Annotated in this window: 20 protein-coding genes; 19 read left to right on the top strand and 1 reads right to left on the bottom strand. The window is 69.2% G+C overall.

What is annotated here, in order from left to right; translation table 11 throughout:
• From DMC18_RS25945 to DMC18_RS08220, 17 genes are all read left to right on the top strand, one after another.
• The coding region (locus DMC18_RS25945) for a hypothetical protein (protein WP_158285881.1) at positions 1-1,313 on the top strand (1,313 nt) is incomplete at its 5' end.
• Positions 1,314-1,351: 38 nt separating this feature from the next.
• Entirely contained in the window at positions 1,352-1,618 is a 267-nt protein-coding gene (locus DMC18_RS08295; protein WP_110132848.1) for a hypothetical protein, read from the top strand.
• Positions 1,618-2,472 (top strand): class III extradiol dioxygenase family protein, encoded by an 855-nt coding sequence (locus DMC18_RS08290; protein ID WP_110132847.1) that lies wholly within the window; start codon positions 1,618-1,620, stop codon positions 2,470-2,472. Before DMC18_RS08295 ends, DMC18_RS08290 begins: the two co-directional genes overlap by 1 nt.
• The gene (locus tag DMC18_RS08285) at positions 2,472-3,755 is read left to right on the top strand and encodes an MFS transporter (RefSeq protein ID WP_110132846.1); all 1,284 of its coding nucleotides are present in this window, start codon (positions 2,472-2,474) and stop codon (positions 3,753-3,755) included. The genes DMC18_RS08290 and DMC18_RS08285 overlap by 1 nt, the downstream gene beginning before the upstream one ends.
• A gap of 137 nt (positions 3,756-3,892) precedes the next feature.
• A complete protein-coding gene (locus tag DMC18_RS08280; RefSeq protein WP_110132845.1) occupies positions 3,893-6,391 on the top strand; it encodes a TonB-dependent receptor in 2,499 nt (832 codons plus the stop codon).
• 62 nt (positions 6,392-6,453) lie between these two features.
• Complete coding sequence (locus DMC18_RS08275) at positions 6,454-7,812, top strand: hypothetical protein (RefSeq protein ID WP_146218015.1); 1,359 nt, start codon at positions 6,454-6,456, stop codon at positions 7,810-7,812.
• 127 nt (positions 7,813-7,939) lie between these two features.
• Positions 7,940-9,367, top strand: a complete 1,428-nt coding sequence (locus tag DMC18_RS08270; RefSeq protein ID WP_199232554.1) for a prolyl oligopeptidase family serine peptidase — start codon at positions 7,940-7,942, stop codon at positions 9,365-9,367.
• 201 nt (positions 9,368-9,568) lie between these two features.
• A complete protein-coding gene (locus DMC18_RS08265) occupies positions 9,569-10,132 on the top strand; it encodes a cytochrome b (RefSeq protein WP_110132842.1) in 564 nt (187 codons plus the stop codon).
• A gap of 168 nt (positions 10,133-10,300) precedes the next feature.
• Positions 10,301-10,924 carry an RNA polymerase sigma factor gene (locus DMC18_RS08260; protein ID WP_110132841.1) on the top strand — a complete coding sequence of 208 codons (624 nt, stop codon included), beginning with the start codon at positions 10,301-10,303 and terminating at the stop codon, positions 10,922-10,924.
• Positions 10,905-11,867, top strand: a complete 963-nt coding sequence (locus DMC18_RS08255; protein WP_146218014.1) for a FecR domain-containing protein — start codon at positions 10,905-10,907, stop codon at positions 11,865-11,867. The genes DMC18_RS08260 and DMC18_RS08255 overlap by 20 nt, the downstream gene beginning before the upstream one ends.
• A 101-nt stretch (positions 11,868-11,968) precedes the next feature.
• Entirely contained in the window at positions 11,969-15,100 is a 3,132-nt protein-coding gene (locus DMC18_RS08250) for a TonB-dependent siderophore receptor (RefSeq protein ID WP_110132839.1), read from the top strand.
• A gap of 131 nt (positions 15,101-15,231) precedes the next feature.
• On the top strand, positions 15,232-17,433 hold the full coding sequence (locus DMC18_RS08245; RefSeq protein WP_199232553.1) for a carboxylesterase family protein: 2,202 nt from the start codon (positions 15,232-15,234) through the stop codon (positions 17,431-17,433).
• Complete coding sequence (locus tag DMC18_RS08240) at positions 17,430-18,359, top strand: amidohydrolase family protein (protein ID WP_146218013.1); 930 nt, start codon at positions 17,430-17,432, stop codon at positions 18,357-18,359. Before DMC18_RS08245 ends, DMC18_RS08240 begins: the two co-directional genes overlap by 4 nt.
• 14 nt (positions 18,360-18,373) lie before the next feature.
• Positions 18,374-18,952 (top strand): hypothetical protein, encoded by a 579-nt coding sequence (locus tag DMC18_RS08235; RefSeq protein ID WP_146218012.1) that lies wholly within the window; start codon positions 18,374-18,376, stop codon positions 18,950-18,952.
• Between the two features lie 116 nt (positions 18,953-19,068).
• The gene (locus tag DMC18_RS08230; RefSeq protein ID WP_110132836.1) at positions 19,069-20,427 is read left to right on the top strand and encodes a GntR family transcriptional regulator; all 1,359 of its coding nucleotides are present in this window, start codon (positions 19,069-19,071) and stop codon (positions 20,425-20,427) included.
• 357 nt (positions 20,428-20,784) lie between these two features.
• Positions 20,785-21,117, top strand: coding sequence for a hypothetical protein (locus DMC18_RS08225; protein ID WP_233248101.1), 333 nt, complete (start codon positions 20,785-20,787; stop codon positions 21,115-21,117).
• A gap of 52 nt (positions 21,118-21,169) precedes the next feature.
• Positions 21,170-22,165, top strand: coding sequence for an alpha/beta hydrolase (locus tag DMC18_RS08220; RefSeq protein ID WP_233248098.1), 996 nt, complete (start codon positions 21,170-21,172; stop codon positions 22,163-22,165).
• 91 nt (positions 22,166-22,256) lie between these two features.
• On the opposite strand, the gene DMC18_RS08215 is transcribed toward DMC18_RS08220, so the two are convergent.
• Positions 22,257-23,414, bottom strand: a complete 1,158-nt coding sequence (locus DMC18_RS08215; RefSeq protein ID WP_110132834.1) for an esterase family protein — start codon at positions 23,412-23,414, stop codon at positions 22,257-22,259.
• Positions 23,415-23,745: 331 nt separating this feature from the next.
• Between DMC18_RS08215 and DMC18_RS08210 the strand changes: the two genes are divergently transcribed.
• Complete coding sequence (locus DMC18_RS08210; RefSeq protein WP_110132833.1) at positions 23,746-25,971, top strand: TonB-dependent receptor; 2,226 nt, start codon at positions 23,746-23,748, stop codon at positions 25,969-25,971.
• Between the two features lie 67 nt (positions 25,972-26,038).
• On the top strand, positions 26,039-26,238 hold a 200-nt coding region (locus DMC18_RS08205; RefSeq protein ID WP_146218011.1), incomplete at its 3' end, for a hypothetical protein.

Below are 26,238 nucleotides of genomic sequence, written 5' to 3'. Positions count from 1 at the left end.
CGATCGCGCCGGCCCAGTCCGGGGCGAGCCCTCCGCCGACGGCCGCCCCGCCCGCGACCGGCGCGCTTCTGGCCGGGGCGGCGCGGATCGACATCACCCCCGCCGTCGAAGACCTGCCCAAGCCGTTCGAAGCCATCGAGAGCCGGCTCCATGTCCGGACCGTGGTGCTGGACTCGGGCGGCAGGCGCGCCGTGCTGGTGGTCGGCGACCTGCCGATGTTCGCGCCCGACATCTTCGAAGACACGATGGCGCGCATCGCCAAGGTCTCCGGCGCGCCGCCGGAAAACATCCTGCTGGCCGTCACCCACACCCACGACACGGTGCGGATGGACAACAATCCCGTCGGCATCATCCTGCCGGGATCCGAGAAGATCACCCGCATGACCACCGACGCCATCGTCGCGTCGGTGCAGCAGGCGATCGCCAACCGCCGGCCGGCGCGGGCGGGCTACGCCAACGGCGTTTTCAGGCTGGCCGGGCGCAATGAAGGCGGCCCAGGCGCCGAGGGGGCGGCCGAAAGCGGCCGGACCCAGAGCACGGACGCTTCGATCGGCGTGTTCAAGGTCGAAACCCTGCAGGGCGAGCCCATCGCCCTGATGGTCAGCAACGGCCCGGGCCCCGGCGTGCCGGGGTTGGGCGGCGGCAAGCGCTCGAAGGTCAGCGCCGACATGGTCGGCATGGTCGAGCGCTACGTCGAGCAGCGCTTCGGCGACAAGGTCGTGGCGATGTACACGGTCGGCGCGCCGATGGGGATCGCCATGAACCCCGGGCGCAAGGGGGCGGGGCTGACCCCGCCCGAGCCGAACGCGGTCAAGGGCGCGGTGGCGACCGTGCTGGGCGAGGAGGTCGTGGCGACCGCGCTCAGGATCAAGACCTCGGACAAGCTGACGATCGCCGGCTCGCTCGAAGTCCTGATGTGTCCGGGCAAGTCGACGTTTCCGCTCAACAATCCGGGCGCCTGCTCCGATGCGCCGGACTCGAAGCTGCCCCGATGCGTGTTCACCGACACCGACATCGCGCCCGTGCCGCTGCGGTTCGGAACCATCCAGCTCGGCGACTTCACGATCGTCCACAGCGACGCGAACGTGATGCCGCCGCTCTGGGCCAGGGTGAAGCAGGGCGCGCCCCGGCCCGCCAGCACCATGCTCGTGTCGCTGGGCTACGGCCCGGTCCACTACGTCGTGCCCGACGAGGACTATCCCTCCAACAGCTATCCGGTGACGGCGAGCATGGCCAAGCGCGGCTGCGCGGCGGGCGGCTTCGTCGACGGCGCGCTCAAGATGGTCAACGCCTCCAGGGCCAGCGGCGGATGACGACCCCGGAGCGACCTTCAAACAGATCGAGATCGACCATGACAGATGTCCAACCCGGCAAGTTCCACCCCCAGGCCGCGCTGAAGGGCTACGCGCTCAATCGCATGTGCTTCACGCTCAATTCGGCGGAAAGCCGCGCCGCCTTCACCGCCGATCCGGACGGCTACTGCGCGCGGTTCGGCCTCAACGACGAGGAAGTCGCGGCGGTGCGGTCGCGGGACAAGAAGCGGTTGTTCGCAGCGGGAGGGAACATGTACTTCCTCGCCAAGCTCGACAGGGTTCCCAAGCCGCAGGGAGCCCGCTGATGGGCGTCGTCGTCGGAGGATTGGGCACCAGCCACGTGCCCATGATCGGCCGGGCGATCGCGGCCAACAAGCAGGCCGAGGTGCCGTTCGCGCCGTTCTTCGCCAGCTTCGGCAGGGTCCATGCGTGGCTGGACGAGGCCAGGCCCGACGTCGTGATCGTCTTCTACAACGATCATGGCCTCAACTTCTTCCTCGACAACATGCCGACCTTCGCGATCGGGGTGGCGCACGACTATCGCAACGCCGACGAGGGATGGGGCCCGCCCGAGCCGAGGACCTTCCGCGGCGACGCGGAACTCGCCTGGCACATCGTCGGGTCGCTGATGGCCGACGAGTTCGATGTCGCCACCTGCCAGGAGATGATCTTCGATCACGCCGGCATCACCGCCCTGGACCTGCTTTTTCCGGCCGACGGCGCGGGGCATGGCGACATCCCCGTCGCCACGATCCCGATCATGATCAACGGCGTCCTGCCGCCGCTGCCGACGCCCGCCCGCTGCTACAAGCTGGGGCAGGCGATCGGTCGGGCCATTCGCTCCTTCCCCGGCGATCGCAGGGTCCTTCTGGTCGGCAGCGGCGGGCTGAGCCACGAGCTCGGCGTCAGCGGCAAGATCAACCAGGACTTCGATCGACTGACCCTCGAGAAGATCGAGCACGACCCGCAAGCCCTGACCCAATTCACCAATGACGAGATCGTCGATCTGGCCGGCGCCCAGGGGCTGGAGCTGATGACCTGGCTGGCCATGCGCGGCGCGGCCGCGGGCGGCGACATCGTCACCAGCATCTATCACGCCCCGATCTCGCATACGGGCGGCGCGATGATGCTGATCGACACACGCGAAGGCGAACGCTGATGACCAAGGCCGTTTCCCTGAGCGCGCCGACCGAAAAGGCGCCGTCGCGCGCCAAGCACTGGGGCATACTGCTGCTGCTCTCGGTCGGCGTGCTGATCGCCTATGCCGACCGCTCCAGCATTTCCGCCGCGTTGGCCAACAAGGACTTCGTCCACCACTTCGGCATGACGTCCGTCGGGCGCGGCTGGGTCGGGGCGGCGTTCTTCTGGGCCTATGCGGCCGCCCTGATGCCCCTGGGCTGGGTGGTTGATCGCTATGGCGCGAAGATCCCCTACGCCATCTGCTTCGCGCTCTGGTGTCTGGCCACGGCGGCGACCGGGGCCATGCCGGCCCTGATGGGCATCGTGATCATGCGCTCGCTGGTCGGGGCGGCCGAGGGGGTCGTGATGCCGGCCAGCTACCGCTGGATCCGCCACAACGTGCCCGAGCGCCACACCGGTGCGGCGCTGGGCGTGTTCTCGTTCGGCAACAAGGTCGGAACGGCCATCGGCGCGCCGATGGGCGCCTGGCTGATCACGGCTTCGGACTGGCGGCTGATGTTCGTCATCACCGGGGCGTGCGGCCTGTTGTGGCTCGTCCCCTGGATGATGCGTGTGCAGAACGACTTCCCGCGCAAGGACCAGCGCGCCGAGGCCCGGCGGCGGGCCGCCTCGGTGCCGTTCGGGCGCATCATCACCTCGCCGGTGGTCTGGGGCGGGATCATCGTCAACTTCTGCTACAGCTATTTCGTCTTCTTCTGCATGACCTGGATGCCGTCCTACCTGGTCGAGCAGCGCGGTTTGTCGCTGACCAATTCGGGGCTCTACACCTTCTTCAGCTTCGCCGGCATCGCGATCGTCGCCGTCGTCGCGGGCTGGGCGGCCGACCGCATCATCGACCGGGGCGGAGACCCGGTGGTGACGCGCAAGGTGTTCATCGTCGCCGGCTTCATCGGTGCGACGACGGTTTTGTTCGGCGCCTACGCCCACAGCCTGGGCGCGGCCCTGTTCTGGAACATCTTCTCGCTGTCGTGTCTTGGCCTCGCCAGCGCCAACAACCTCGCCCTCACCAAGGTCACGCTCATTCCGCGGCCGGCCATCGGGATGATCGTCGGCGTCCAGCACGTCGCCGCGGGACTGTCCGGCGGCGCGGCGGCGGCCATCTCCGGCTGGCTCCTCCACGTCAGCGGCGGCTATCAGCTGCCGATGCTGGTGATCGTGGTGTTCCTGGTGCTGGGGGCCACGACGTCGGTCGTGCTGCTGCGCCCCAAATGGTCGCCGAAGGTGACGGAAGGGGAGGCGTGATCCGTCCGCCGCCAACCCCTTGTGATGCGGCGATCCCAGGTTTCGGAAAATTTCCGGGCGGCGTTCGGGGGGAACGCGCCGCCTGACGCATCTAACCCTCAAACAAACGGGCAAGCGCCCAAGAACGAGGGGAAACGATGAAGCGCTATCCGAACATTTTCTGTGGGGTCTCGCTGGCTGTCATGCTCGCGGCGACCGGCGCGGCGGCGCAGGAGCGGACGTTCGACGTGCCGGCCGGACCGGCGTCCGACGCCATTCCGCTGTTCGCGCGTCAGGCGGGCGTTCAGATCATCGCCCCCGCCGGCCGCCTGAAGGGTGTCTCGACCCCGGCGGTGAAGGGCCGCCAGGACGCCCGCGCGGCGCTGAAGACCTTCCTGGCCGCGACCAATCTCGAGATCGCCGCCGACAACGGCTCGGTGATCATCCTGCGCGAAGCCGCCCGGCCTGCCGCCGCCCCGATCCAGCAGACGTCCGCCACCGGCGACGCGGTCGAAGGCGGGGCCGAGCTGGCCGAGGTGATCGTCACCGCCGCGCGCCAGACCCAGAACATGCAGAAGGTCTCGGCCGCCGTGCAGGTGGTTGGCGGCGACGAACTGCGCCGGCAGGCGGCGAGCAACGTCTCGCAGGTCTTTGCCTCCACCCCCAGCGTGCAGGTCACGGCCCAGCCCGGCGGCTTCTCGATCGACATCCGGGGGCAGGGCGGCGACATGCCGTCGGGCACCACCCAGGGCTCGGTCGCGCTCGAGTTCGACGGGGTCTACAGCATCCTGTCGCAGTCTTCGATCGTCGGCTTCTTCGACGTCGATCGCGTCGAGGTGCTGCCGGGTCCGCAGAGCACCCGCTACGGACCTAACGCCGACGGCGGCGTGGTCAATGTCATCACCAAGGACCCGATCCTGAACGACGCCTCGGGCGCGGCGTCTCTGAGCGTCGGCAACTACGGCCTGGTGCGCGGCGAGGCGGCCCAGAACCTGGCGCTCGGCGACAAGGCCGCCCTGCGGATCTCGGCGGCCGCCATTCATCGCGACGCCTATCTCAAGCCGATCGGCGCCAACGCCGTGGGCCAGTCGGTGCGCCTGAAGTTTCTGGCGCAGCCCACCGACGACCTGACCCTGAAGCTCGCCTACCAGTACGACCACATCGGCGGCACCGGTCCCGGCGTCGAGCCCTATGTGATGTCCAAGGTCGCGCCATACAGCGGCGACAGCATCAATGACGCCTCCAACCCCTGGGACATGGGCGACAGCTCGACGAACACCACCTCGTCGGACAACAAGGCCGACATCAAGCAGCAGACCCTGACGGCCAATCTGGACTACCGGATCTCCGACTGGGGCGTGTTCGACGTCACCTCGTCCTACACCAAGGTGACCGGCAAGGAGACAGACTGCTACGCCGGCGGTCCGCCCTGGATCACGGGCGGCGACCACACCTGCTACCAGTACTACCAGTTCGCGCCGTTCCATCAGTTCTCGACCGAGGCTCGCCTGCACAACGCGCCGGGGGCCGAGATCCTGTGGAATCTGGGCTACTACCACTTCGACTATCGGCGCGGGACCTACAACAACACCTCGGGCAACGTGCCCTCGGGCATCGTCGGCGGCACCATCGCGGCCACCACCACCAACGCCCTGTTCGGCGAGCTGACCTATCCAGTGAGCGAACGCCTGCGCGTCATCGTCGGCGGCCGCCAGAGCTATGACACCCGTGAGCTGAAGCCGGCCGGGATCGCCACCAACTATTCCCGCGACCTGCATCATTTCGATTATCGGCTGGGCGGCGAGTTCGACGTGTCGCCGACTTCGATGGCCTATCTGACCGTTTCGACCGGCTACCGTCCCGGCGGCCTGACCGGCTACGACACCACCACGTCCAAGCCCTACACCTATGAGAGCGAGGTCAATACGGCCTTCGAGCTGGGGTCGAAGAACCGCTTCCTCGACAACCGCCTGCAGGTGAACGCCGACCTCTTCTACTACAAGCAGGACGGCTATCAGAACATCGACACCTACCACGGCTTCGTGCCGTCGACCGGCGGTTCGGCCTGCACGCCCAACGACGCGCGGCCGTCCTGCACCGTGCCGACCTTCAACCTCGACGCTCATGCCATTGGCTTCGAGACCCAGGTCCGGTTCAACCTGACGCGGGTCGACACCGTGGGCCTGAACGCCACCTGGCTGAAGGCCAAGTTCGACAAGAGCCAGGGGGCCTGCGCGACCGTCGGGGCGCCGACCACGGCCGGCTGCTGGATCGGCTACAACGACCAGGGAACCGACGCCCTGCTGTTCTTCGACGTGGCAGGCGCGGTGCAGCCGCACTCGCCGAACTTCGCCGGGACCCTGACCTACCGCCACAGCTTCGAGTTCCCCTCGGGCGCTTCGCTGGCCGTGGGCGGCGAGGTCTTCTACAGCGGCGGCTATTGGGTGCACCCCGTGCAGGACGCCTCCAAGTACGGCTGGCAGCCGGCCTATACGCAGGGCGGGCTGAACGCCAGCTACACCCCGGCCGACGGCCCGTGGAGCCTCAGCGCCTATGTGCGCAACATCAGCAACTACGCCGTCAAGCAGTCGACCCTGCCGGTGACCACGATCGGTGATCCGCGGACCTTCGGCCTGACGCTGAGCACTCGCTGGTGATCGACCTCGCCCGGCCGTCCCACGGCCGGGCGACACATTGAGGCGCTGAACGGAGACGACAGATGGGTGCGAAGACCGGGATGGCCATGATGGCGCTGACGCTGGCGATCGCCGCCGTCGCGTCGCCGGCGATGGCGCAACTGCGGGCCGGCGCCGGCAAGGCCGAGATCGTGCTGGGGGCGGACCTGTTGCCGATGCAGGGCTTCTCGGCGCAGCGCGACCCGCTGGAGGCCCGGGTGCTGGTGGTCGAGGCCGGCGGCCGCCGCGCCGCATTGGCCGTGATCGACCTGACCTCGATCTTCGCCGACGAGGTCGCGGCGATGCAGGGCGTGGTGGCCGATGCGACCGGCGTGGCGCCGGCCAACGTCCTGATCGTCGCCAGCCACACCTTCTCGGCGCCGCACATCATGCCCGCAGGTCGGCCGTTCCCCGGGCTGGAGTCCGAGGCCGAGCAGCGCAAGAACGCCCTGTTCAAGGCCGCCGTCGAGGACGCCTTGAAGCAGGCGGCCCTGGCGGCCAATCACCTGAGGCCCGCGAGGCTGGGCGCGGGCCGGGGCGTCAGCGACATCAACATCAACCGCGACCAGCACACGCCGGAGGGGTTCTGGCTGGGCGTCGACAGCGCCGGCGCGTCCGACAAGACCCTTTCCGTGGTGCGGATCGAGGACGAGGCCCGCCATCCCATCGCGCTGCTGGCCAACTACGCCGTGCAGCCGTCGGTCATGGACCAGGCGATCGTCTCCGGCGGCGGCAAGGCCGTCACCAGCGACCTGGCCGGGGCGGCCATGCGGCGCGTCGAGGCGCTGTACGGGGAGGGGACGGTCGGCTTCTTCCTGATCGGCGCGGCCGGCGATCAGGCCCCGATCCTCAAGGCTGTCCGCGCGGTTCCCGACAAGGACGGCCGGCTCGAGACCATCGACATCGGCGAGCGCGGCTATCTGCTGGTCGATCTTCTGGGCGAGCGCCTGGCCCAGGACGTGGTGCGCACCAGCGAGCGCATGGCGCCGCCCACCGACGTGGCGCTTGTCGATGTCGCCGGCGGGGCGGTCGATCTCACCGCCCAGGCGCGGCCCAAGGCGCTGGCGGACCTCAAGCCCAGCAAAACCTACGCCTTCACGCCAGCGGGCCCCGCGACCGCGCCGTTCACCGTCCTGCGCCTGGGCCCAGTGGCCATCGCCGGGGTCCAGGTCGAGCTTTCCAGCGAGACGGGGCGGCAGATCCGGTCCCGGTCGCCGTTCGCCGACACGCTGGTGACGACCATGGTCAACGGCGCGGCCAAGTACATGCCCGACGCGGCCGCCTATGACAAAATCACCTACGAGGCCATGAACTCGTCCTTCGCGCGCGGCTCGGCCGAAACGCTCGCGACCGAGGTCGTCGGCCGGTTGCGGCAGCTCGATGCGAGCCAGTCCAGCAAGTGATCACGGGATCTCCCGCTGGTCCGGGAGCCCACCAGCGTCCTCCTGCCGGCCGGCGCGAGGATCGAGAATGAGAAGGGTTTGAGGAATGGGACGCATGAAAGGCCTGTCGCGGCGCAATTTGGTATCGATGGGCGCGGCCCTGGCATCGGCCGGCGGGCTGGGCGTGCGCAAGAGCCGGGCTCAGGCCGACGGCTTCACGGCGGCGACCTCGGCGGCGAGCGGTCCCGGCAAGCGCAAGAGCGCGGGCCCAGGCCTGCAGGCCATTCAGGCGCTCTGCGAGGTCACTGGCGGCGGTCAGAAGGTCTACGGGATCGCGGTCGAGTACGACGTGGCGATCGATCCCGCGAGTCTGGCCCTGGACACCTACGGCGCCGCGGTCTTTCCGGCGGCCAAGGGCTTCTTCGCGGGCATGCCCCAGTCGGTCGACAAGAACGCCACGACGGCGCAGGCCGCGGCGCGAAGCCCCGTGGCCGTCTACACCAACGCCGCGCCCGCCCTGCGTTCCGATCGCGCCAGCGTGGCCGGCCCGTATGTCATCGTGGAGTTCGCGCGCGACCCGGACCTCAGCCTTCCGACGGGCGACAGCGACAAGGCGGCCCTGACGCAGGACAAGGATGTCAGGACGGCGGCCGGCGCCGTCTATCCGGCCAGCAAGACCGTCTGGAGCAACGCCGGGGCTCGGGGCAACAGCGTCGTCATTCGCGGCGTCGACGCCTGGGAGCAGAACCACTGGTGGTGGGACGACACGCGCTCGGCCTGGCTGGAATACAGCATCTACCTGCCCAAGTCGTTCCTGGAGAAGGGCGGTGAGAACAAGGCCTATCCGCTGGTCCTGGCCGTCACCCACTCGGGAACCAGCTATGACGGAACCTGCGCCCAGACCCTGACAGAGCAATGCATCGCCAGCATCTGGAGCCTGCCCGAGGAGCAGGCGCGGAACGAATGCGTGGTCATCACGCCGCGCTACGAGCGCACGACGATGAACGACTACTGGGAGCATACGGCCGACGTCGAGAACACCTACAGGCTGGTGCAGTCGCTGCTGAGCAACACCTGGAACTTCGGCAATCCCAACCTCGACGACCGCAGGGACAAGGTGCTGAAGATCGATCCCAAGCGGGTCTATTGCACAGGCTGGTCCATGGGGGCCATGACCTCGCTGTGGCTGATGGCCAAGCACCCCCAGACCTTCGCGGCGGGCCTGATCATCGCCGGCCAGCAGCGGCCCGCCGACGTCGCGACCTTGGCCAAGCAGAAGCTGCTGATCATCACGGGCACGGAGGACAGCAAGGCCACGCCCTGGAACGAGCAGTGCGTTCCGATCTGGGAGCACGCGGGCGGCAAGGTGACCCGGCCGGCCGAACGCCTGGATCCGGCCCTGATCTTCCCGGTCGAGAAGCAGCAGGCGCTGACCTCGCAGATCGACGGCTATCTGGGCAAGGGCGGCGACATCACCTTCCTGACCTTCGAGGGCGTCGACCACATGGCGTCGGCGCGCAAGTTCTTCCACATCCAGGCGGCTCGCGACTGGCTGTTCAGGCAGAGGAAAGCCTAGAGGCGGTCGAGCCGCTGACGTCCTGTTCTACCTCCCGACTTCGCCCGGCGCCGTGCGCCGGGCTTTCTTTGTTCGAAAGTACAGGCTGCGCTATCGGTAAATAGAAATGCGAATCCAGTGATAGGTTTTGCACGCGCCACAAATCATCACTCGCTCATCGTGTTACCATTCTGAAAAGATCATGCTTTGGGAGGTCGGGACGTGAACGAGCAAGTTTCCTTCGAACGCTATTCGCGGGTGGCCGTGTTCCTGCATTGGGTGATGGCCGCGCTCATCCTGGTCAATCTGATCCTGGCGGTCGTCTCGGCCAATTCCGAGGGCGGGGCGCACCGCGTCGTGCTCAATCTGCACAAGTCGATCGGTTTCAGCGTGCTGCTGCTCAGCCTGGCCCGGCTGGCCTGGCGGCTCTATCGCCCGCCGCCGCCGATGCTCGCGGGCAAGGCGGCCTGGGAGCGTCCCGTCGCCGGGATCGTGCACACGGCCTTCTACTTCATGATGGTGCTGATCCCGTTCCTGGGCTGGTGGGTCAGCTCGGCCGCGCCCAAGCGCCATGCGATCAACGTGCTGGGCTGGGAGGCGCCGTTCCTGCCGGTCATGCAGGGCAAGGCCTTCGCCGGCGCGGCGATGGCCGGCCACAAGGTGCTGGGCTTCACCATGGCCGCCCTGCTGGTGCTGCACATCGGCGCGGCGCTGAAGCACCACTTCATCGATCGCGACAAGGTCCTGAGCCGCATGACCTTTCCGCCCCTCCAGTCGCGCGCCTGACGCCTGGAAGCCGCTTCGCGACCGCGCCGGAATCAATGCACGCCGTCGTCGATTGAATGATCGCCGCGGCCTGGCTTTGGTCATGCTGGCGGTCACGATGCGGCCTCGCGCCGCGTCGTCGGGCCGCCGTCTCGGCGTCGGCCCCAACGACTTGGGAGGACGGCGCCCGTGAAGAGGCCCGCAGAAGACCTGGCGCCCGAAGCCCGCGCCTATTTCGACCCGGAGCGCGCGCTCTGGCTGTCGCGCAACATCCTGCCCCACGAACCGGCGCTGCGCCGATGGCTGCTCAAGCGTCGCCAGCCGCCGGCCGACATCGACGATCTGATCCAGGAGAGCTACGCCAAGATCTCCGGGCTGAAGTCGGTGGCCCACATCGATCACCCGAAGGCCTATTTCTTCCAGACCGCCCAGTCGCTGATCCTGCGCCAGGCCCGGCGGGCCAAGGTCATTCCGATCGGCGCGATGGAAAGCCTGGATATTCCGAGCCTTACCGACGAACTCTCGCCCGAGCGCCAGGTCGCCGGCCGAGAGGAGCTGCGCCTGATCAACGAGGCGCTGGAGACCTTCCCGAGCAAGCGCCGCGAGGCCTTTCGCATGCGCAAGGTCGAGGGGCTTTCGCAGAAGGAAGTCGCCGCGCGGCTAGGGCTGACGGAGAAGGCGGTGGAGAAGCACGTGGCCCGCGCGGCCGCCCTGCTGATAAATCTTTACAGCCGTGGCGGGAAAATCGGTTCTCGCGCATCTATCATGGAGACCATCCGCTCCCGGTTCAGGCGTGACCAGACGAGACACTAGCCAGGAAATCGACGAGGCCGCCGCCGCCTGGGTGGCGCGCCTCGATCGTGGCCCTTTGACCGACGACGAGCGCGGGGCGCTCGACGCCTGGCTGGACGGTGATGTCCGCCGCCAGGGCGCCTTCGCGCGCGCCAACGCCGTCATGGCCCGTCTGGACTCCGCCTATCCCACGCTCGAGGCCGCCTACAGCCTGCGCGGGTCGGCCATGCTGCGTCGGCGCCTGATCGGCGGCGGGCTGGCGGCCGGGTTCGCCGGCGTCGTCCTGGTCGGCGCCCGGTCCTGGAGCGCGCCTCTGGTCCTGAAGTCGTCCAAGGGCGAGGTGCGGCGCGTGCCGCTTCCCGATGGCTCGAACGTGACCCTCAACACCGCCTCGCTGGTCAAGGTGCGCTACACGTCCAGGAGCCGCGACGTTCAGCTGCTGTCGGGCGAGGCCCTGTTCAATGTCGCGCCGGATCCGCAGCGGCCCTTCCTGGTCCGGGCCGGCGAGGTGAGCCTCGCCGGGCAGTCGGGCAGCTTCGTGGTGCGCAAGGACGAGCAGGGACCCGTCCGCGTCCTCGTCCAGGGCGGACATGTCGAGATGACCTGCAAGGGCGCCGCCGCGCCACGCCTGGTCGCCGCCAACACGGCCGCCGTCGTGCCCGACGGCGATCTTGGCGGCCGGGAGGCGCCGCACCCCGTCAGGCTGGACGCCGACGAGGTCTCCCGCCGGCTCAGCTGGCAGGACGGCCTGCTGTCCTTCAACGGCGAGACCCTGGCTCAGGCGGCCGACGAGTTCGCGCGGTATTCCTCGACGCGCATCATCGTCGATGATCCGACCCTGGCGGCCGAAACCCTGACCGGCCTCTATGCTTCGAGCGACCCAGGCGGCTTCGCCCGCGACGTCGCGGTGTCGCTCGGCGCGCGCACGGTGAGCACGGCGGACGGCGTCCACATCCTTCGCTAGTATTGCGGATCTGAAAAAATATTGCGGCAGGGGAGGGGGAAATCCGCTCTCGGCGCATCTTTTCCCAAAACAACGGGCGATAGCCCACGCAGGGGGAAACGATGACCACCACTTCACGCATGTTCTGCGGCGCGTCCTTGGCGGTTCTGCTTTGCGCGACCAGCGCCATGGCTCAGGACCGCACCTTCGACGTTCCGGCCGGTCCCGCGGCCAACGCCATTCCCATCTTCGCCCGCCAGGCCGGTCTTCAGATCGTCGCGCCGGCCGGCCGCCTGAAGGGGATCTCGACCCCGGCCGTGAAGGGGCGTCAGGACGCCCGCGCCGCCCTCAAGGCCCTGCTGGCCGGCGCCAACCTGGAGATCGCCAGCGACAACGGCTCGACGATCATCCTGCGCGAGGCCGGGAGCGCCGCCGGCCCCCAGCCCGACCGGGCGGCCGAACCCGCCCAGGCCGCCGGATCCACGATTGAGGAGGCTTCGGCCGTCACCGAGGTGGTGGTCACCGGTTCGCGCGTGATCCGCAACGGCAACAACAGCCCGACCCCGATCACCGTCGTTCCGGCCGAGGACATCCAGCGCGTCCAGCCGACCACCATCGCCGACGGCCTGAACCAGCTGCCGGTCTTCTCCAGCCCGCGCAATCAGTACGGCAACCCCAACGCCGGCGTCGGCGGGGGGGCGGGCGGCAACGCGGCCGCCAACCAGCTGAACCTTCGCAACCTGGGCTCGGTGCGCAACCTGATCCTGCTCGACGGCCACCGCGTGCCGCCGACCTCGGTCAATGGCATCGTCGACGTCGACATGATCCCGCAGATGCTGCTGCAGCGGGTCGACACGGTCACCGGCGGCGTCTCGGCCGTCTATGGCTCGGACGCGGTGACCGGCGTCGTCAACTTCGTCACCGACACCAAGTTCAACGGCCTGAAGCTGGCCGCCCAGGCGGGCGTCTCCAAGTACGGCGACGACGAGCAGCAGAGCTTCGGCGTCGCCTACGGCCGCAAGATCCTCGACGGCCGCGGTCACTTCGAAGGCAGCTACGAGTACCGCAACGACGAGGGCGTGCTGCGCCGCTCGGACCGTCCCTGGTTCCGCCAGCAGAGCATCAGCGGCGCCGGCACGACGGCGGCGCCCTACCAGCTCTACAGCGACGTGCGACTGCTGAACTTCCCGTTCGGCGGCAAGATCACCAACGGCGTCCTGGCCAACCAGTATTTCGCCGCCGACGGGGTGCTCAGCCCCTTCGTCAACGGAACCGCGATCAACGGCTCCAGCTGCTGCCAGGTCGGCGGGGCGGGGGGCTACTATGACTCTTCGCTGAAGGCGCCGCTGCGCAGCCACCAGGCCTATGCCCGCTTCGACTACGACCTGACCGACGAGGTTCACGCCTATGCGGCCGTCAGCTTCAACGACAAGCGCAACGAACAGTATCTGACCCCGCCGCTGCTCAGCAACGTGACCATGAGCAGCGCCAACGCCTATCTGGCCTCGGCCTACCAGACCCAGCTGGCGAACGCCGGCCAGTCGACCTTCACCTTCAACCGCATGTTCGCCCAGGCGCCGCGGCTGAACCCGGTCGCCGAGGAGCGCCAGACGACGGTCAATATCGGGCTGGACGGCAAGCTCGGCGACTACAGCTGGGGCCTGAACTACACCCACGGCGGCGCGCGCCTGAAGACGACGCTCAACAACAACCCCAACAACCAGCGCCTGGCCGCCGCGCTCGACGCGGTCATCAGCCCCACGACTGGCCAGCCGGTCTGCTACGCCTCGCTGACCAACAGCGCCTACGCCAACTGCGCGCCGCTGAACGTCTTCGGTCCCACCTCGGCCAGCCAGGCGGCGATGGACTACATCATGGGCAGCACGCACATGGTCGCCGATACGGGCCTGGACGCCTTCTCGGCCGAGATCGGCGGCGCGCCGTTCTCGACCTGGGCGGGGCCGGTGAACATGGCCCTGTCGGCCGAGTGGCGGCGGCTGGAATACCAGTCGTCCAGCGACGCCCTGCCCACCGACCGGGCCAACTGCGCGGGCCTGCGCTACAACTGCACCAGCTCGACGGTGCTCTACCAGAACACCTTCGCCGCCCGCTCGCCGGTCAGCGACGAGGTCAAGGAGGCGGCCGCCGAGATCGACGTGCCGCTGCTCGACGGCGTCGTCCTGGCCAAGTCGCTGAACCTCAACGGCGCGGCCCGCTTCACCAGCTACGCCAGCAGCGGGAACTACTGGACCTGGAAGCTGGGTCTGGACTGGCACCTGAGCGACGACCTGCGGGTGCGGGCCACGCGCTCGCGCGACATCCGCGCGCCCACCCTCGACGACCTCTACGCCCCGGCCTCGGTCAACGTCCTGACCAACAAGGACGAACTGACCGGCCTGACCCCGGGCCTGACCGCCGGCACCTCGCCGGTGCCGGGTCTCTCGGCCGGCAATCCCGACCTGAAGGCCGAGATCGGCCACACCAGCACGGTCGGCGTCGTCTGGCAGGCCCTGCCGCGCCTCAGCTTCGCGCTGGACGCCTATTGGATCCGCATCAGCGACGCGATCACCAACATCCAGGGCTTCAACCCGACCATCCAGAAGGCCTGCTACGACAGCGGCGGGTCCTCGCCCTACTGCGCCCTGCAGGTTCGCCCGCTGGGCTACACCAACACCACGGCGGCCAACCTGGTCACCCAGTGGATCTCGACGGTGATCAACATCGCCGAGATCGAGAGCAACGGCGTCGATTTCGAGGCCAATTACGGGACCGAACTCTTCGGTCGCTCGCTGTCGCTGCGGGGCCTGGCCAGCTACCAGCCGCACATCTACTACCGCACGCCCGCCCTGGTGACGATCGACGCCGCCGGCAGCGCCTTCGGCACCAACGGCCTGCAGGCCAGCCCCAAGCTGCGCCTGACCGGCTTCCTGCGCTACGCCATCACCGACACCCTGACCATCGACGTCATGGAACGGTGGCGCAGCGAGCTGAAGCACAGCGCCGATCCCACCCAGGTCTGGACCGATAACAACGTCGACGCCTTCGCCACGACCAACGTCAACCTGCTGTTCCGACCCAAGGACGCGTTCGGCGACGCCGAATATTTCCTCAACGTCCAGAACCTGTTCAACGCCACCCCGCCGGCCACCGCCTTCTTCGGCGCGGCCACCATCCCGGGGCAGTTCGGCGGCTTCGCCATCGGCGATGACCCGACCGGCCGCTACGTCACGGTCGGCGCGCGGATGAAGTTCTAGCGTCCCCCCTGGGTGTTCCTTCATCCCCAGGGATCCTGCGCCGAGGCGGCGGCCTTCTTCTCCACGCCGCCGCCTCGGTTCTTTTCGGCCTCACTCCTCTCGGGGGGACGGCCGAATAGTGTGAGAACGACATGATGCACGGCTTCCGCTGCGCCGCGGCCCTTATGGCGCTCCTGCTTCTGGCCCCGGTGGCGGCCGGGGCGCAGACAGCGCCCGCGCCCTCGACCGGTCACGCGCCGACCCTGCTGACGGCGGCTGTTCCGGCGCCGACGGGCGCGCGCCTGATCGTTTCTTCGCCGGCCTTCGCCGATGGCGGCGACCTGCCGATCGACAACACCCAGTACGGCGCCAACCGCTTTCCGGGGCTGACCTGGTCGGCGGGGCCTGCCGGCACGCGGTCCTATGTCGTGGTCCTGCAAGGGCAGGGCGGCAAGGCCACCTCCATCCATCTGACCCTGTTCAACATCCCCGCCGGCGCGACGAGCCTGGCCCCCGGCCTGACGGATCCGCCGTCGGGCGCGATCTACGGCGTCAACGTCCATGGCGCGAACCAGCCCTATGTCGGCCCCCACACCCACGGCGCGGCCAAGGTCGCCTATCCCTTCCAGGTGTTCGCCCTGGACCGGATGCTGCCGGCCGATCCGAACCTGAGCTTCGAGGCGCTGACCGAGGCCATGCGAGGCCACGTGCTGGCCAGCGGCGCCCTGACCGCGATGTCGGCCCGCCCGCCTGGGGCCGGTGAGGAAACCGCGCGCTCGCCCCTGCGGATCGAGACCGGCCTGCTGGCCGGCGCTGCTGGCCGCGATCCGGCGATCACCGTCTACAAGGGCGTGCCCTATGCCGCCGCGCCTGTGGGACCGCTTCGTTTTCGTCCGCCGGCCGCGCCGGCGGCCTGGGAGGGCGTCCGCCAGGCCGACCGCTTCGGCGCGCTCTGTCCCCAGCCGCAAGGCGGCGGGCCGCCGCCGGCCGGTCCGATGGACGAGGACTGCCTGACCGCCAATGTCTGGACCGCCGCAGCGGCCGGCGAGAAGCGGCCGGTGCTGGTGTGGATCTATGGCGGCGGCTTCCTCACGGGCACGGGCGCCAGCCCGGAGTTCGATGGCGAGGGGCTGGCCCGCAAGGGCGTCGTCGTCGTCACCTTCAACTATCGGCTGGGCGCGCTGGGCTTCCTGGCCACGCCCGCGCTCAGCGCCGAGGCCGAGCATGGCGCCTCGGGCAATTACGGCCTGCTCGACGACATCGCGCTGCTCAAGTGGGTCAGGCGCAACATCGCCGCCTTCGGCGGCGATCCCGACCAGGTGACCATCGCCGGCCAATCGGCGGGCGCCGGATCGGTCGGTTTCCTCAGCATGTCGCCCCTGGCCAAGGGGCTCTTCAAGCGGGCCATCGCCCAGAGCCATTCGCGCTATCCCCGCGACCCGGACCTGCGCTTCCTGTCGGTGTCCTATCGCACCCGTCCCGCGGCCGAGCAGGCGGGGCAGGCCTACGCCCAGGCCCACGGCGCGACCACCGTGGAGGCCCTTCGCGCCATGCCCTGGCGCGACCTGATCGAGGGCAGCGACGCGGTCGAGGTCGCCGTCGAGACCGGCTCGACGGGCAAGCCGCCGCTGTTCCGGCCCGTGCTCGACGGCTGGGTGATCCCCTCCACCTACGGGGCGGCCTTGGCCAAGGGCGCGTTCAACGACGTGGTCGTGGTGACCGGCAACAATCGCGACGAGACCGGCGCGGTTCCGGTCACCGCTTTTGCGGCCTTGCGCGCCCGGTCGGGGCCGCCGCGAGCCGGGACGCCGCAGGTCAACGTCACCCTGGCGGCCTACGTCCAGGCCGCACGGGCCAAGTACGGGGCGATGGCCGATGCGTTCCTTCGGCTCTACCCCGCGTCCACCGACGACGAAGCGGCCCTGGCCAGCAACGCCGCCGCCTACGACAACAACCGCGTCTCGACCTATCTGTGGGCGGCCGAGCGCGCCAAGGGGACCTCGCGGCCGATCTTCACCTACTGGTGGACCCATGCGCCGCCCGGCGCCGGCCACGACCTGCGCGGCGCCTATCACGGCTCGGAGATCAACTACGTCCTCGGCAATCTCGACGCCAACGACCGCCCCTGGACGGCCGAGGACCGGGCCATCGCCGAGCGGATGTCGTCCTACTGGGCCAACATCATCAAGACCGGCGATCCGAACGGGGAGGGGCTGCCGACCTGGGCGCCGTTCGACGCCAAGGCCGGCTCGGTGATGGTGCTCGGCGACCAGTGGGGCGCGACGCCCGTCGCGGCGAGCGCCGCCAAGCTCGACTTCTGGCGCCGCTTCTACGCGACCCAGGCCGCGTGGTGAGCACGACCATGCGCCTGGCCGCGCGGGCTCTGTCGGCGGCGGTGCTGCTCGTGGCGAGCGGAGCCATCGCCGCGCCACGGGACCAGGTCCCCTACATCGACGCCCACTCGCACCTGCTGACGGTGATCTCGCCGGACGAGGAGATCGCGCTGTTCCGAAAGGCCGGTCTGGCGGGCGTGGTGATCATGTATCCCGACATCGAGGCGCTGGAGGGCGGCGCGACCCGCAATCGCGGCTATGTGATCCCGTCGGCCAGCGTGGCGCGCACCGCCCAGGCCGCCGGCCTGCGCCTTGGCCCCGACACGGCGACCGTCCTTGGGCGGTTACAAGGGCAGGGGGCGATCTGCGGGTTCGGCGAGCTGCCGACGCGGTTCGCCCCCAACCCCTATCCCAGCGATGCGGCCTCGATCACCGCGCCGGAGCGGCGGGCGATCTACGCCCTGGCCGCCGCGCGCGGTGTTCCGGTGTCGGCGCATGTCAGCCTCGAGACGCCCGAGACGATCGCCGCCGTCGAGGCCATGGCGGCGGCCTATCCCGCCATGCCGCTGATCCTCGCGCACGCCGGATGGGGCGCGGACGCCGATCTGATCGGACGGCTGATGGCGGCGCACCCCAATCTCTACGCCGACCTTTCGATCCGGCTCGATCCGACGCGCGCCGACAATCCTAATCTGGCGCTCTCGATCCTGACGCCGGACGGCGCGCTCGAGCCCGAATGGCGGGCCGTGATCGAGCGCTTTCCCGGCCGCTTCCTGTTCGCCATGGACATCACCGAAAGCCAGCGCCACGGGCGCATGTCCGAACTGCTGGCCGCCGCCCGCACGGCCTTCGCGCCGCTCGCCCCGGAGGTCGAAGCCGCCGTGGCCCACGGCAACATCCAGCGCCTGATGCGCGGGTGTCCGGCGGGCCCGTCCACCCGTCCATGATCCGGAGGTCTTCAATGCTGAAAGCATTCTCGCTGGCTGTCGTTTCCCTGCTTGTCTCGACAGCGGGGCATGCACAGCCCGTCGAGCATCCGATCGGCCGCGCCGGGGCTCTGGTGAGCTATTCGGACGCCGACGTCACCTTGCGGGACAAGGAAGGCAAGGACGTCGTGGTGGCGATGACCCCCGGGTGGACGGTGGTCACCGCGCGCAAGGTGGCGCCGGATACGATCAAGGCCGGCGATTTCGTCGCCACCATCAACACTGACATCGGACCCGACGCGGGCCGGGCGACGGAGCTGCGCCTGTTCGAGCCCGGCTATCGGCCTGAACTGGGCACGCACGCCATGCCGCAGCCGGCGACCTCCATCACCCACGGGACGGTGACGGTCGTCCGCAAGGTCGATACGGGTTTGGAGCTGGACGTGACCTATCCTGGCGGCGCTCGCCGGATCGAGGTGCCGGCGTCGATCCAGCCCGTCGCCTATGAGGTCCACGATCGTCCGTTCGCTCAGCCCGGAATGCAGGCGACGGCTGTCACCCGGCGAGACGCCGATGGCGTATGGCGCGCGGGCCGCATCATGCTCCAGCCCTAGGAAGCGAAAGCGCGGACGGCCCAGGCTTTGCCCCGCGATTGACAACCTGCGCGCCGCAGCGACCTAGTATCCGCAACGACGCCTGAAGGCGCGAGGGTTACGGGGAGAGGCGACATATGGCGACGGGCGTGCCGACCTTGGCGTTCGATCTCGTCCCGGCCCCATTCCGCGCCACGCCCGAAATCCTGGCCCAATACGGCGCGCTGACCGGCGCCGAGGACCCGCGCCTGGCCCCGCAGGTGGCCATGGCCATCGAGGACGCCCTGGATCGGGCCGGCTGGCCGGTCGGCCGGGTCTGCGGTCCGGAAACGGCGCTCGCCGACAATTTCGACGTCTCCGTCCGGGTGCTTCGGCAGGCGTTGCGGATCCTGGAGGCGAGGGGGTCCTGCCGGCCTCGGCGCGGGCCTTCCGGCGGGCTGATCGTCCTGGCGCCGGATCAGGCGGCCATCGCCGCGGCCATGGCCAATCATCTGCTGTGGACCGGCGTTCGCGACGACGAGGTCTGGGCGGCGCGGGCGCTGATCGAGCCCCTGGCCCTGGCCGCGGCGGCGCAGGCGTCGGATCAAGGCGAGGCTGCGGCCCCGCCCTTTCTCGGCCTGGCCCTGGCCTGCCTCGAACGCTTCGGCGGCGGCATGTCCGGCGCGCCGAAGGAGCTGAGCCGCGCGCTGAATGCAGCGATGCGGGCCGGCGACGCCGACCGCGCCTTCGACCTGGCCCGCGAGAGCGTCAGGATCCGCCGTGGCCTGGACCTGTCTGTCGTGGCCGGCAGCACGCCCAGCTTCCCCGGCGCGACCGTCGGCCAGAACCTCGCCGCCAGGGTCGCAGCGCGCATCGGCGCGGAGATCCGGCCGGAAGCCTGCCGCGACGGCGAGCCCCTTGGCACGGTCTGGACCCTGTCGGAGCGATACGGCGTCAGTCCGGGCGTGATGGTCGAGGCGGTGCGCCTGCTCGAGGACGCGGGCGTGGCGCAAAGCGTCAAGGGGCGGGGGGGCGGCGTGCGCCTGCGCCAGCCCGATCCGGCGTCGATCATCACTACCGTGCACGGCTATCTGGCCGCCCACGCCGCCATGCCCGAGGCGGAGGTCTGCTTCCACCTCAACGCCTGGGCCACCGAGCAGGCGGCGCGGACCCGCTCGAACGCGCAGATGGACGACCTGGGCCGGCTCTGGGGCCTGGTCGAGGCCGCTCCCGAACCGGTCAGGGCGCAGGCCTGGTTCGCCTTGCAGCGGCGGCTCTACGAGATCGCCGACAACGGCCCGCTGCACCTGCTGGCCGTCTGCTTCGCGGGCTTCACCGTTCGCACCCAGGCCGCCGCGCCGCCGGCGTCGGACCCCGCCCTGACGGGCGGAATCCGCGAGGCCGGCTGGACGATCGTCCGCGGCGTCGCCGAGCGCGACGCGATGCTGGCGAGCGCGGGCCATGAGCGGGCCAGGGCGATCTTCATTCCTGGCCCCAGGCGCCTGATGCGGGCGTGAGGCTGCGGCCCGGTCCGTTGGGCGCTGGGCAATTGTGAGCGCTATTTAAGGGCGCCCTCTCCAACTTAGATCGTCCCCAAGCGGCGGGCTTCGTCCCCGCCGCGAACGCAGCGCCGCGCCACGGCGCCGGGGGGAAGTCAGCGTATGGACCGCCTTGTGCAGGCGCCGCGAGCGGCGAAGAGCCGTCGGGCGCCGACGGGGGGAAGCGGCCCCGCGCCGGGCGATCCATCCGGGCGCGATCCGGGCGGCGCTACGGCTGCGGCGGCGCGCAAGGGGGCGTCGCCGCAGGACCCCGTCATCGCCGGCGCCGTCAATGCTGCGCGAGCCCCGCGACATTTCACACATCGGAGACACCCAATGTCCAAATCCGCGACCGCCTTCCTGCTTGGCCTGACGCTCGCCCTCGGTGGCGTAGGCGCGAGCCTGGCCCAGGCCCAAACTCCGGCGCCCGCCGCCGCGCCGGCGGCCAAGCTCAGCGTCGACAGCCTGGTCGGCGACCTGATCAAGGATCCCGACGCCAAGGCCGTGCTGACCGCCAACATCCCCGAGGTGGTGGCCAATCCGCAGCTGACCATGGGCTACGGCATGAAGCTGCGCGACATCGCCCAGTTCGAACCCACCCTGACGCCCGAGAAACTGGCCAAGATCGACAAGGATCTGGCCGCCTTGCAGGCCAAGCGCGGTCACTGACATGCAGGGTCTGAGCAGGCGGCGACTGGGGCTCCTCGGCGCGAGCGCCGCCATGGCCGCTGTGGCGGGTAAGACGGCGGTCGCCGGCGAGGCCGAGGATCTCCTGGCCTACGTCAATCCGGAGCTGCGGCCCGCCGCGCGCCAGATCCAGGCCATGAGCGCCAAGTTCCCGCCGCCGGCCAAGGAGACCCTGATCCCCTGGCGCAAGTTCGTGTCGGGCTTCGGCGCGCCGGTGGCCGCCACGCCGCCTGTCCGCAAGCTGGCGATCAAAGGCCCTCCGGGGGCGCCGGACGTGACGATCTTCGTCGTCAACGCCAAGCCTGGCGCCGCGCGGCCGGGGATCCTCCACATGCATGGCGGCGGCTTCGTCGGCGGCGGCGCCGAATCCAGCGTCCGCCAGCTGCAGGATCTCGCCGCGGCGCTCGACTACGGGATCGTCACGGTCGAGTACCGGCTGGCGCCGGAGGCGACCTACGCCGCCTCGGTCGAGGACAACTACGCCGGCCTGCGCTGGCTTCGCGACCACGCCGCCGAGGTCGGGATCGATCCGGCCAGGATCGCGGTGATGGGCGAGAGCGCGGGCGGCGGCCACGCGGCCCTGCTGGCCATCGCCGCCCGTGACCGGGGCGAGATCCCGCTGGCCTTCCAGATGCTGATCTATCCCATGCTCGACGACGCCACCGGCAGCACGCGCCTGCCGCCGGGGGCGATCGGCAAGATCGGCTGGGACGCCAAGGCCAACGCCTTCGGCTGGCGGTCTTTCCTTGGTCAGGCGCCTGGCGGCGCCAAGGTTCCGGCCAAGGCCGTGCCCGCGCGAACCGCCAGTCTCGCCGGCCTGCCGCCCACCTTCATCGGCGTCGGCTCGATCGATCTCTTCGTCGACGAGGACGTGGACTACGCCAGGCGCCTGATCGACGCCGGCGTGGCGACCGAGCTTCTGGTCGTGCCCGGCGCCTTCCACGGCTTCGACGGCATCGCGCCGGCGACCTCGGTCGCCCAGCAGTTCGCGGCCGCCAAGATCTCGGCCCTGCGGCGGGCGTTCGCCTGAGGCCCAAGTCATGAGCGGGGCCGAACACTCATCGAAAGAAGGCAAGGATGTTCAGGGCGCTGAGCATCCTTGCCTGGTCTTCCTCCCGGACCTAGCGGAAGAGCTTCTGCGCGAAGTCGCGCAGGCTGGCCCGCCAGACCGACCATTCGTGGCCGCCCGGGAATTCATGGGTCTCCACCCGCACCCAGTGGCGATCGAACATCTCGAACGCCTTCCTGGCCTGGGGCAGGGCGATGTCGGTCTCGCCGTTGGAATAGTAGAACAGCTTCAGCCTGGCGGCCTTCGCGCCCAGGTCGGCGCCGTTGTGGTCCTCGAACGCCTTCAGGTCGCCGGGGAACCAGCCGGAGCTGAACACCCCGATCCAGCTGAACCGCTCGGTATGGGTCAGGCCGATGTTGAGGGTCTGGATGCCGCCCATCGACAGGCCGGCCAGCGCCGTCTGTCCTGGCGCCTTGGAGACCCGGTAGTTGGCCTCGACATAGGGCATGACCGCGCCCAGCAGGTCGGCCGTGAACGGATCCTGGCCGGCGTCCCAGGTCATCGGCTGGCCGGGCGGCTTCACGGCGCCAGCCGGCATGACGACGATCATCGGCGGGGCCTTCTTCTCGGCGATCAGGTTGTCGAGGATGAAGCCGGCTCGCCCGACCGTGGGCCAGGAATCGTCGGCGTCGCCGCCGCCGTGCAGCAGGTAGAGCACCGGATAGGTCTTGCCGTCGCGGCCGTAGCCGGGCGGGGTGTAGACCTGCATCTGGCGCTCGACGCCCAGGGGCGGCGAGGCGTAGCGCACCCGGGCGATCGCGCCGTGCGGCGCGCCCGGCCGGTCGGCGGCGAAATCGTCGTCCGAAACGACCAGCAGGCTCTTGGCCTGGGTCAGCGAGGCCGAGGTGGCCGGATTGCGCGGATCGACCACCTGCACCCCGTCCATCAGGAAGGCGTAGCGATAGGCGCCGGACGGAAGCGCGTCGCTGGTTCCCGTCCAGACCCCGTCGGCCCCCTTGGTCAAGGCCAGCGGCGGCCCGCCCCAGGTCAGGAACTCGCCGGTCACGGCGACGGCGCGGGCCTGCGGCGCGTAGAGGCGGAAGGTCACGCGCCGGTCGGCGGCGACCTCGGGGGAAACCAGCCTGTCATTGGGCGTCGGGGCCGGCATGCCGGGCGGGCGCGCCGCCGGCGGCTGGGCCTGGGCGGCGCCGGTCAGCAGGGTGGTGGCGACCAAGGTCGCGGCCAGAGTCCGCGCGAGCGTCTGGTTCATCTTGCCTGTCACGCGCCTGCGCGCGCCTCCCGTTTCATGACGTCTAAGCGACGGAGGTCGCCCGCATCGATTAATTAAAGTCAATAAAATCGAATCTCATTCAATAATTAGAATCGATTTTATTCACTTGTCGATTCTGAATTTGAATAAACATGTCCAAATTTGGCATCAATTATTTGAATATGTAGTGTTCGTCGATTCAATGAATGCTTGATGGTATCATTGGCATACAGTGTGAAAATAAGAACGCGCGGGACCACTCGCGCCGGGATGGAAACGCAGCCGTCAGCCGAGGCTCCGCCGAACGGCTGGCCGAAGAAGGGGGAAAGCTATGTTCGATAGAAACCGACTGGCCGCCGTCATGGTCACCACCAGCGTCCTGGCGCTCGCTACGGCCGCCCAGGCCCAGGCGGCGCCGGCCGCCGATCAGGACGCCGTGGTGACCGAGATCGTGGTGACCGCCCAGAAGCGCGAAGAGCGCCTGCAGGAAGTGCCGCTGTCGATCACCGTCGCCGGCTCGGCCCAGCTGGAGCGCCAGCAGGTCAACCAGGTCTCGGACCTGGCGCGGATCGCGCCGTCGCTGGAGGTGCAGCAGGCGCCCGGCCAGAGCGTCGGGGGCGGCGGCCAGATCCGCGGCATCGGCACCCAGTCGTTCCAGGCCGGCGCGGTCGGCTCGGTCGGCATCGTCGTCGACCAGGTCAGCCAGGGCAATGTCAACATCTCCGACCTGTTCGACATCGCCCGTGTCGAAGTGCTCAAAGGTCCGCAGGGCACGCTGTTTGGCCTGACGACCTCGGCCGGGGTGATCAACATCGCCACCAATGCGCCGGTGTTCGGCCAGTTCAGCGGCCGGGTGCGCACCGAGCTGTCCAAGGACGGAACGGCCGGCTCGAAATACGGCCAGCAGGTGGTGCAGGGGCTGCTCAACATTCCGCTCGCCGAGACCGCGGCCCTGCGGGTGTCGGCCAGCGTCAACCAGCGCCAGGGCGTCAACCGCAACACCCTGACCGGCGACCTCGACGATCACGCCGCCTACGCCCTGCGCGGCCGCCTGCTGTGGGAGCCGAGCGACAAGCTGACCGTCAACCTGATCGGCGACTACAGCAAGACCGACGACGACGGCACGGACTTCTTCGTACTCTACAAGGCCAACACCGCCCTGACCGCCGAGCTGGCGCAGTGCGGGATCGTCGCCAGCCAGGCCAATCGCGACTACTGCTCGACCAGCAAGCTGATCAACAGGAACAAGTCCTACGGCGGCTCGATGCAGCTGGACTACGACCTGGGCGCGGCGAGCGTGACCTCGATCACGGCCCTGCGGAAGCTCGACGCCGGTCCCGCCTTCCTCGACATCTTCCGCCTGGACGTCAATCCGCTGAAGGTCCGTCAGGGGCCGACCACCGGCGACGGCGAGCTGTTCACCCAGGAGATCCGGATCGCCTCGCCCTCCAGCGCGGTGTTCGAATATACGGCCGGGCTGTTCTATTCGAGCCAGACCAACCACACCGATCCGGCCGCCATGGCGATCAACGTCACGCCCTTTCCGGGCGTGATCATCCCGATCAGCAACCTGCTCGGCTACGACCTCGACACCAAGGATCGTTCGACCGCCGCCTTCGGCCAGGCGACCTATCACGTCGGCGACAAGCTGCGGCTGATCGCCGGGGCGCGCTACACCCACGAGACCATGAAGGTCGCCTACTACTCGCTCGACTCCGGCACGGGCGGCGGCCGCAAGACGACGATCGACAACTGGTCCTGGAAGCTCGGGCCGCAATACCAGTTCGACAAGGACACCATGGCCTATGCGACCGTGTCGCGCGGCTACAAGGGTCCGCAGGTGGCGGTGGGCGATCCGACCATCCCGACCAACCAGCCGACGCTTATCCGTCCGGAGATCCCGACCAACTACGAGGCCGGACTGAAGGGCGCCTTGCTGGACGGCCGGCTGCTAGCCGACGTCAGCGCCTTCTACATGAACCTCAAGGACTACCAGGGCCAGCTCTGCACGCCCAACCAGAGCGGCGGCCTGACCTGCGCGCCGCAGAACATCGGCAAGGTGATCTCCAAGGGCGTCGAGGTGAACCTGTTCGGCCAGCCCGTTCACGGCCTCTCTCTCAACACCGGCGTGATCTACAACCCGGTGACCTATCCCAAGGGCTTCACCGCGCAGGACGGCAGCGACCTGGGCGGCGAGCAGATGGCCAATGCGCCCAAGTGGAAGTTCACCCTGTCGGGCGAATACCGCCATGCCGTGGCCGGAACGATCGAAGGCTTCGTCGCCGCCGACACCGTCTACAAGTCGGCTGTGCGCTACGCGGCCTCGACCGACGAGAACGTCACCTTCGACGCCCACTGGACCGTCGGCGGCCGCATCGGGCTGCGCGATCCGGACAGGGGCTGGACCGCGGCGATCTTCGTGCGGAACCTGACCGACAGCCACGAGCCGACCGTCCGCTACGCCAACTTCCCCGACGGCTCGATCGGCTCCTACGGCCAGATCCTGACGCCGCAGTCGTTCCGGCTGGTCGGCCTGAGCCTGGACGCCCGCTTCTGAAGTGTCCCCGACTGAGGCGGGGCTTCGGCTCCGCCTCGTTTTTTGATCGCCCTATCGAGGTTCAAGCATGTTTGTCGCCGCTCTTCTCGCCAGCGCCGTCGCCGCGCCCGATCCCGCCGCCTTCGGCCAGGCCTGCGCGGCGTTGCAGGGCAGGGCGTTCGGCGACCTGGTGGTCACCGGCGCCCAGGAAGTCGCGGCGGGGTCGGCTCCGCCGCCGGTGCTGATGTCGCCCAATGGCGACGGGCCCGCCGCCAGGCCGCCGCTGCC

Source organism: Caulobacter sp. D5 (genome assembly GCF_003185805.1).
Taxonomy (GTDB): Bacteria; Pseudomonadota; Alphaproteobacteria; order Caulobacterales; family Caulobacteraceae; genus Caulobacter.
Note: the sequence above shows the minus strand (reverse complement) of the source record. Positions and strands in the feature narration are given on the sequence as shown.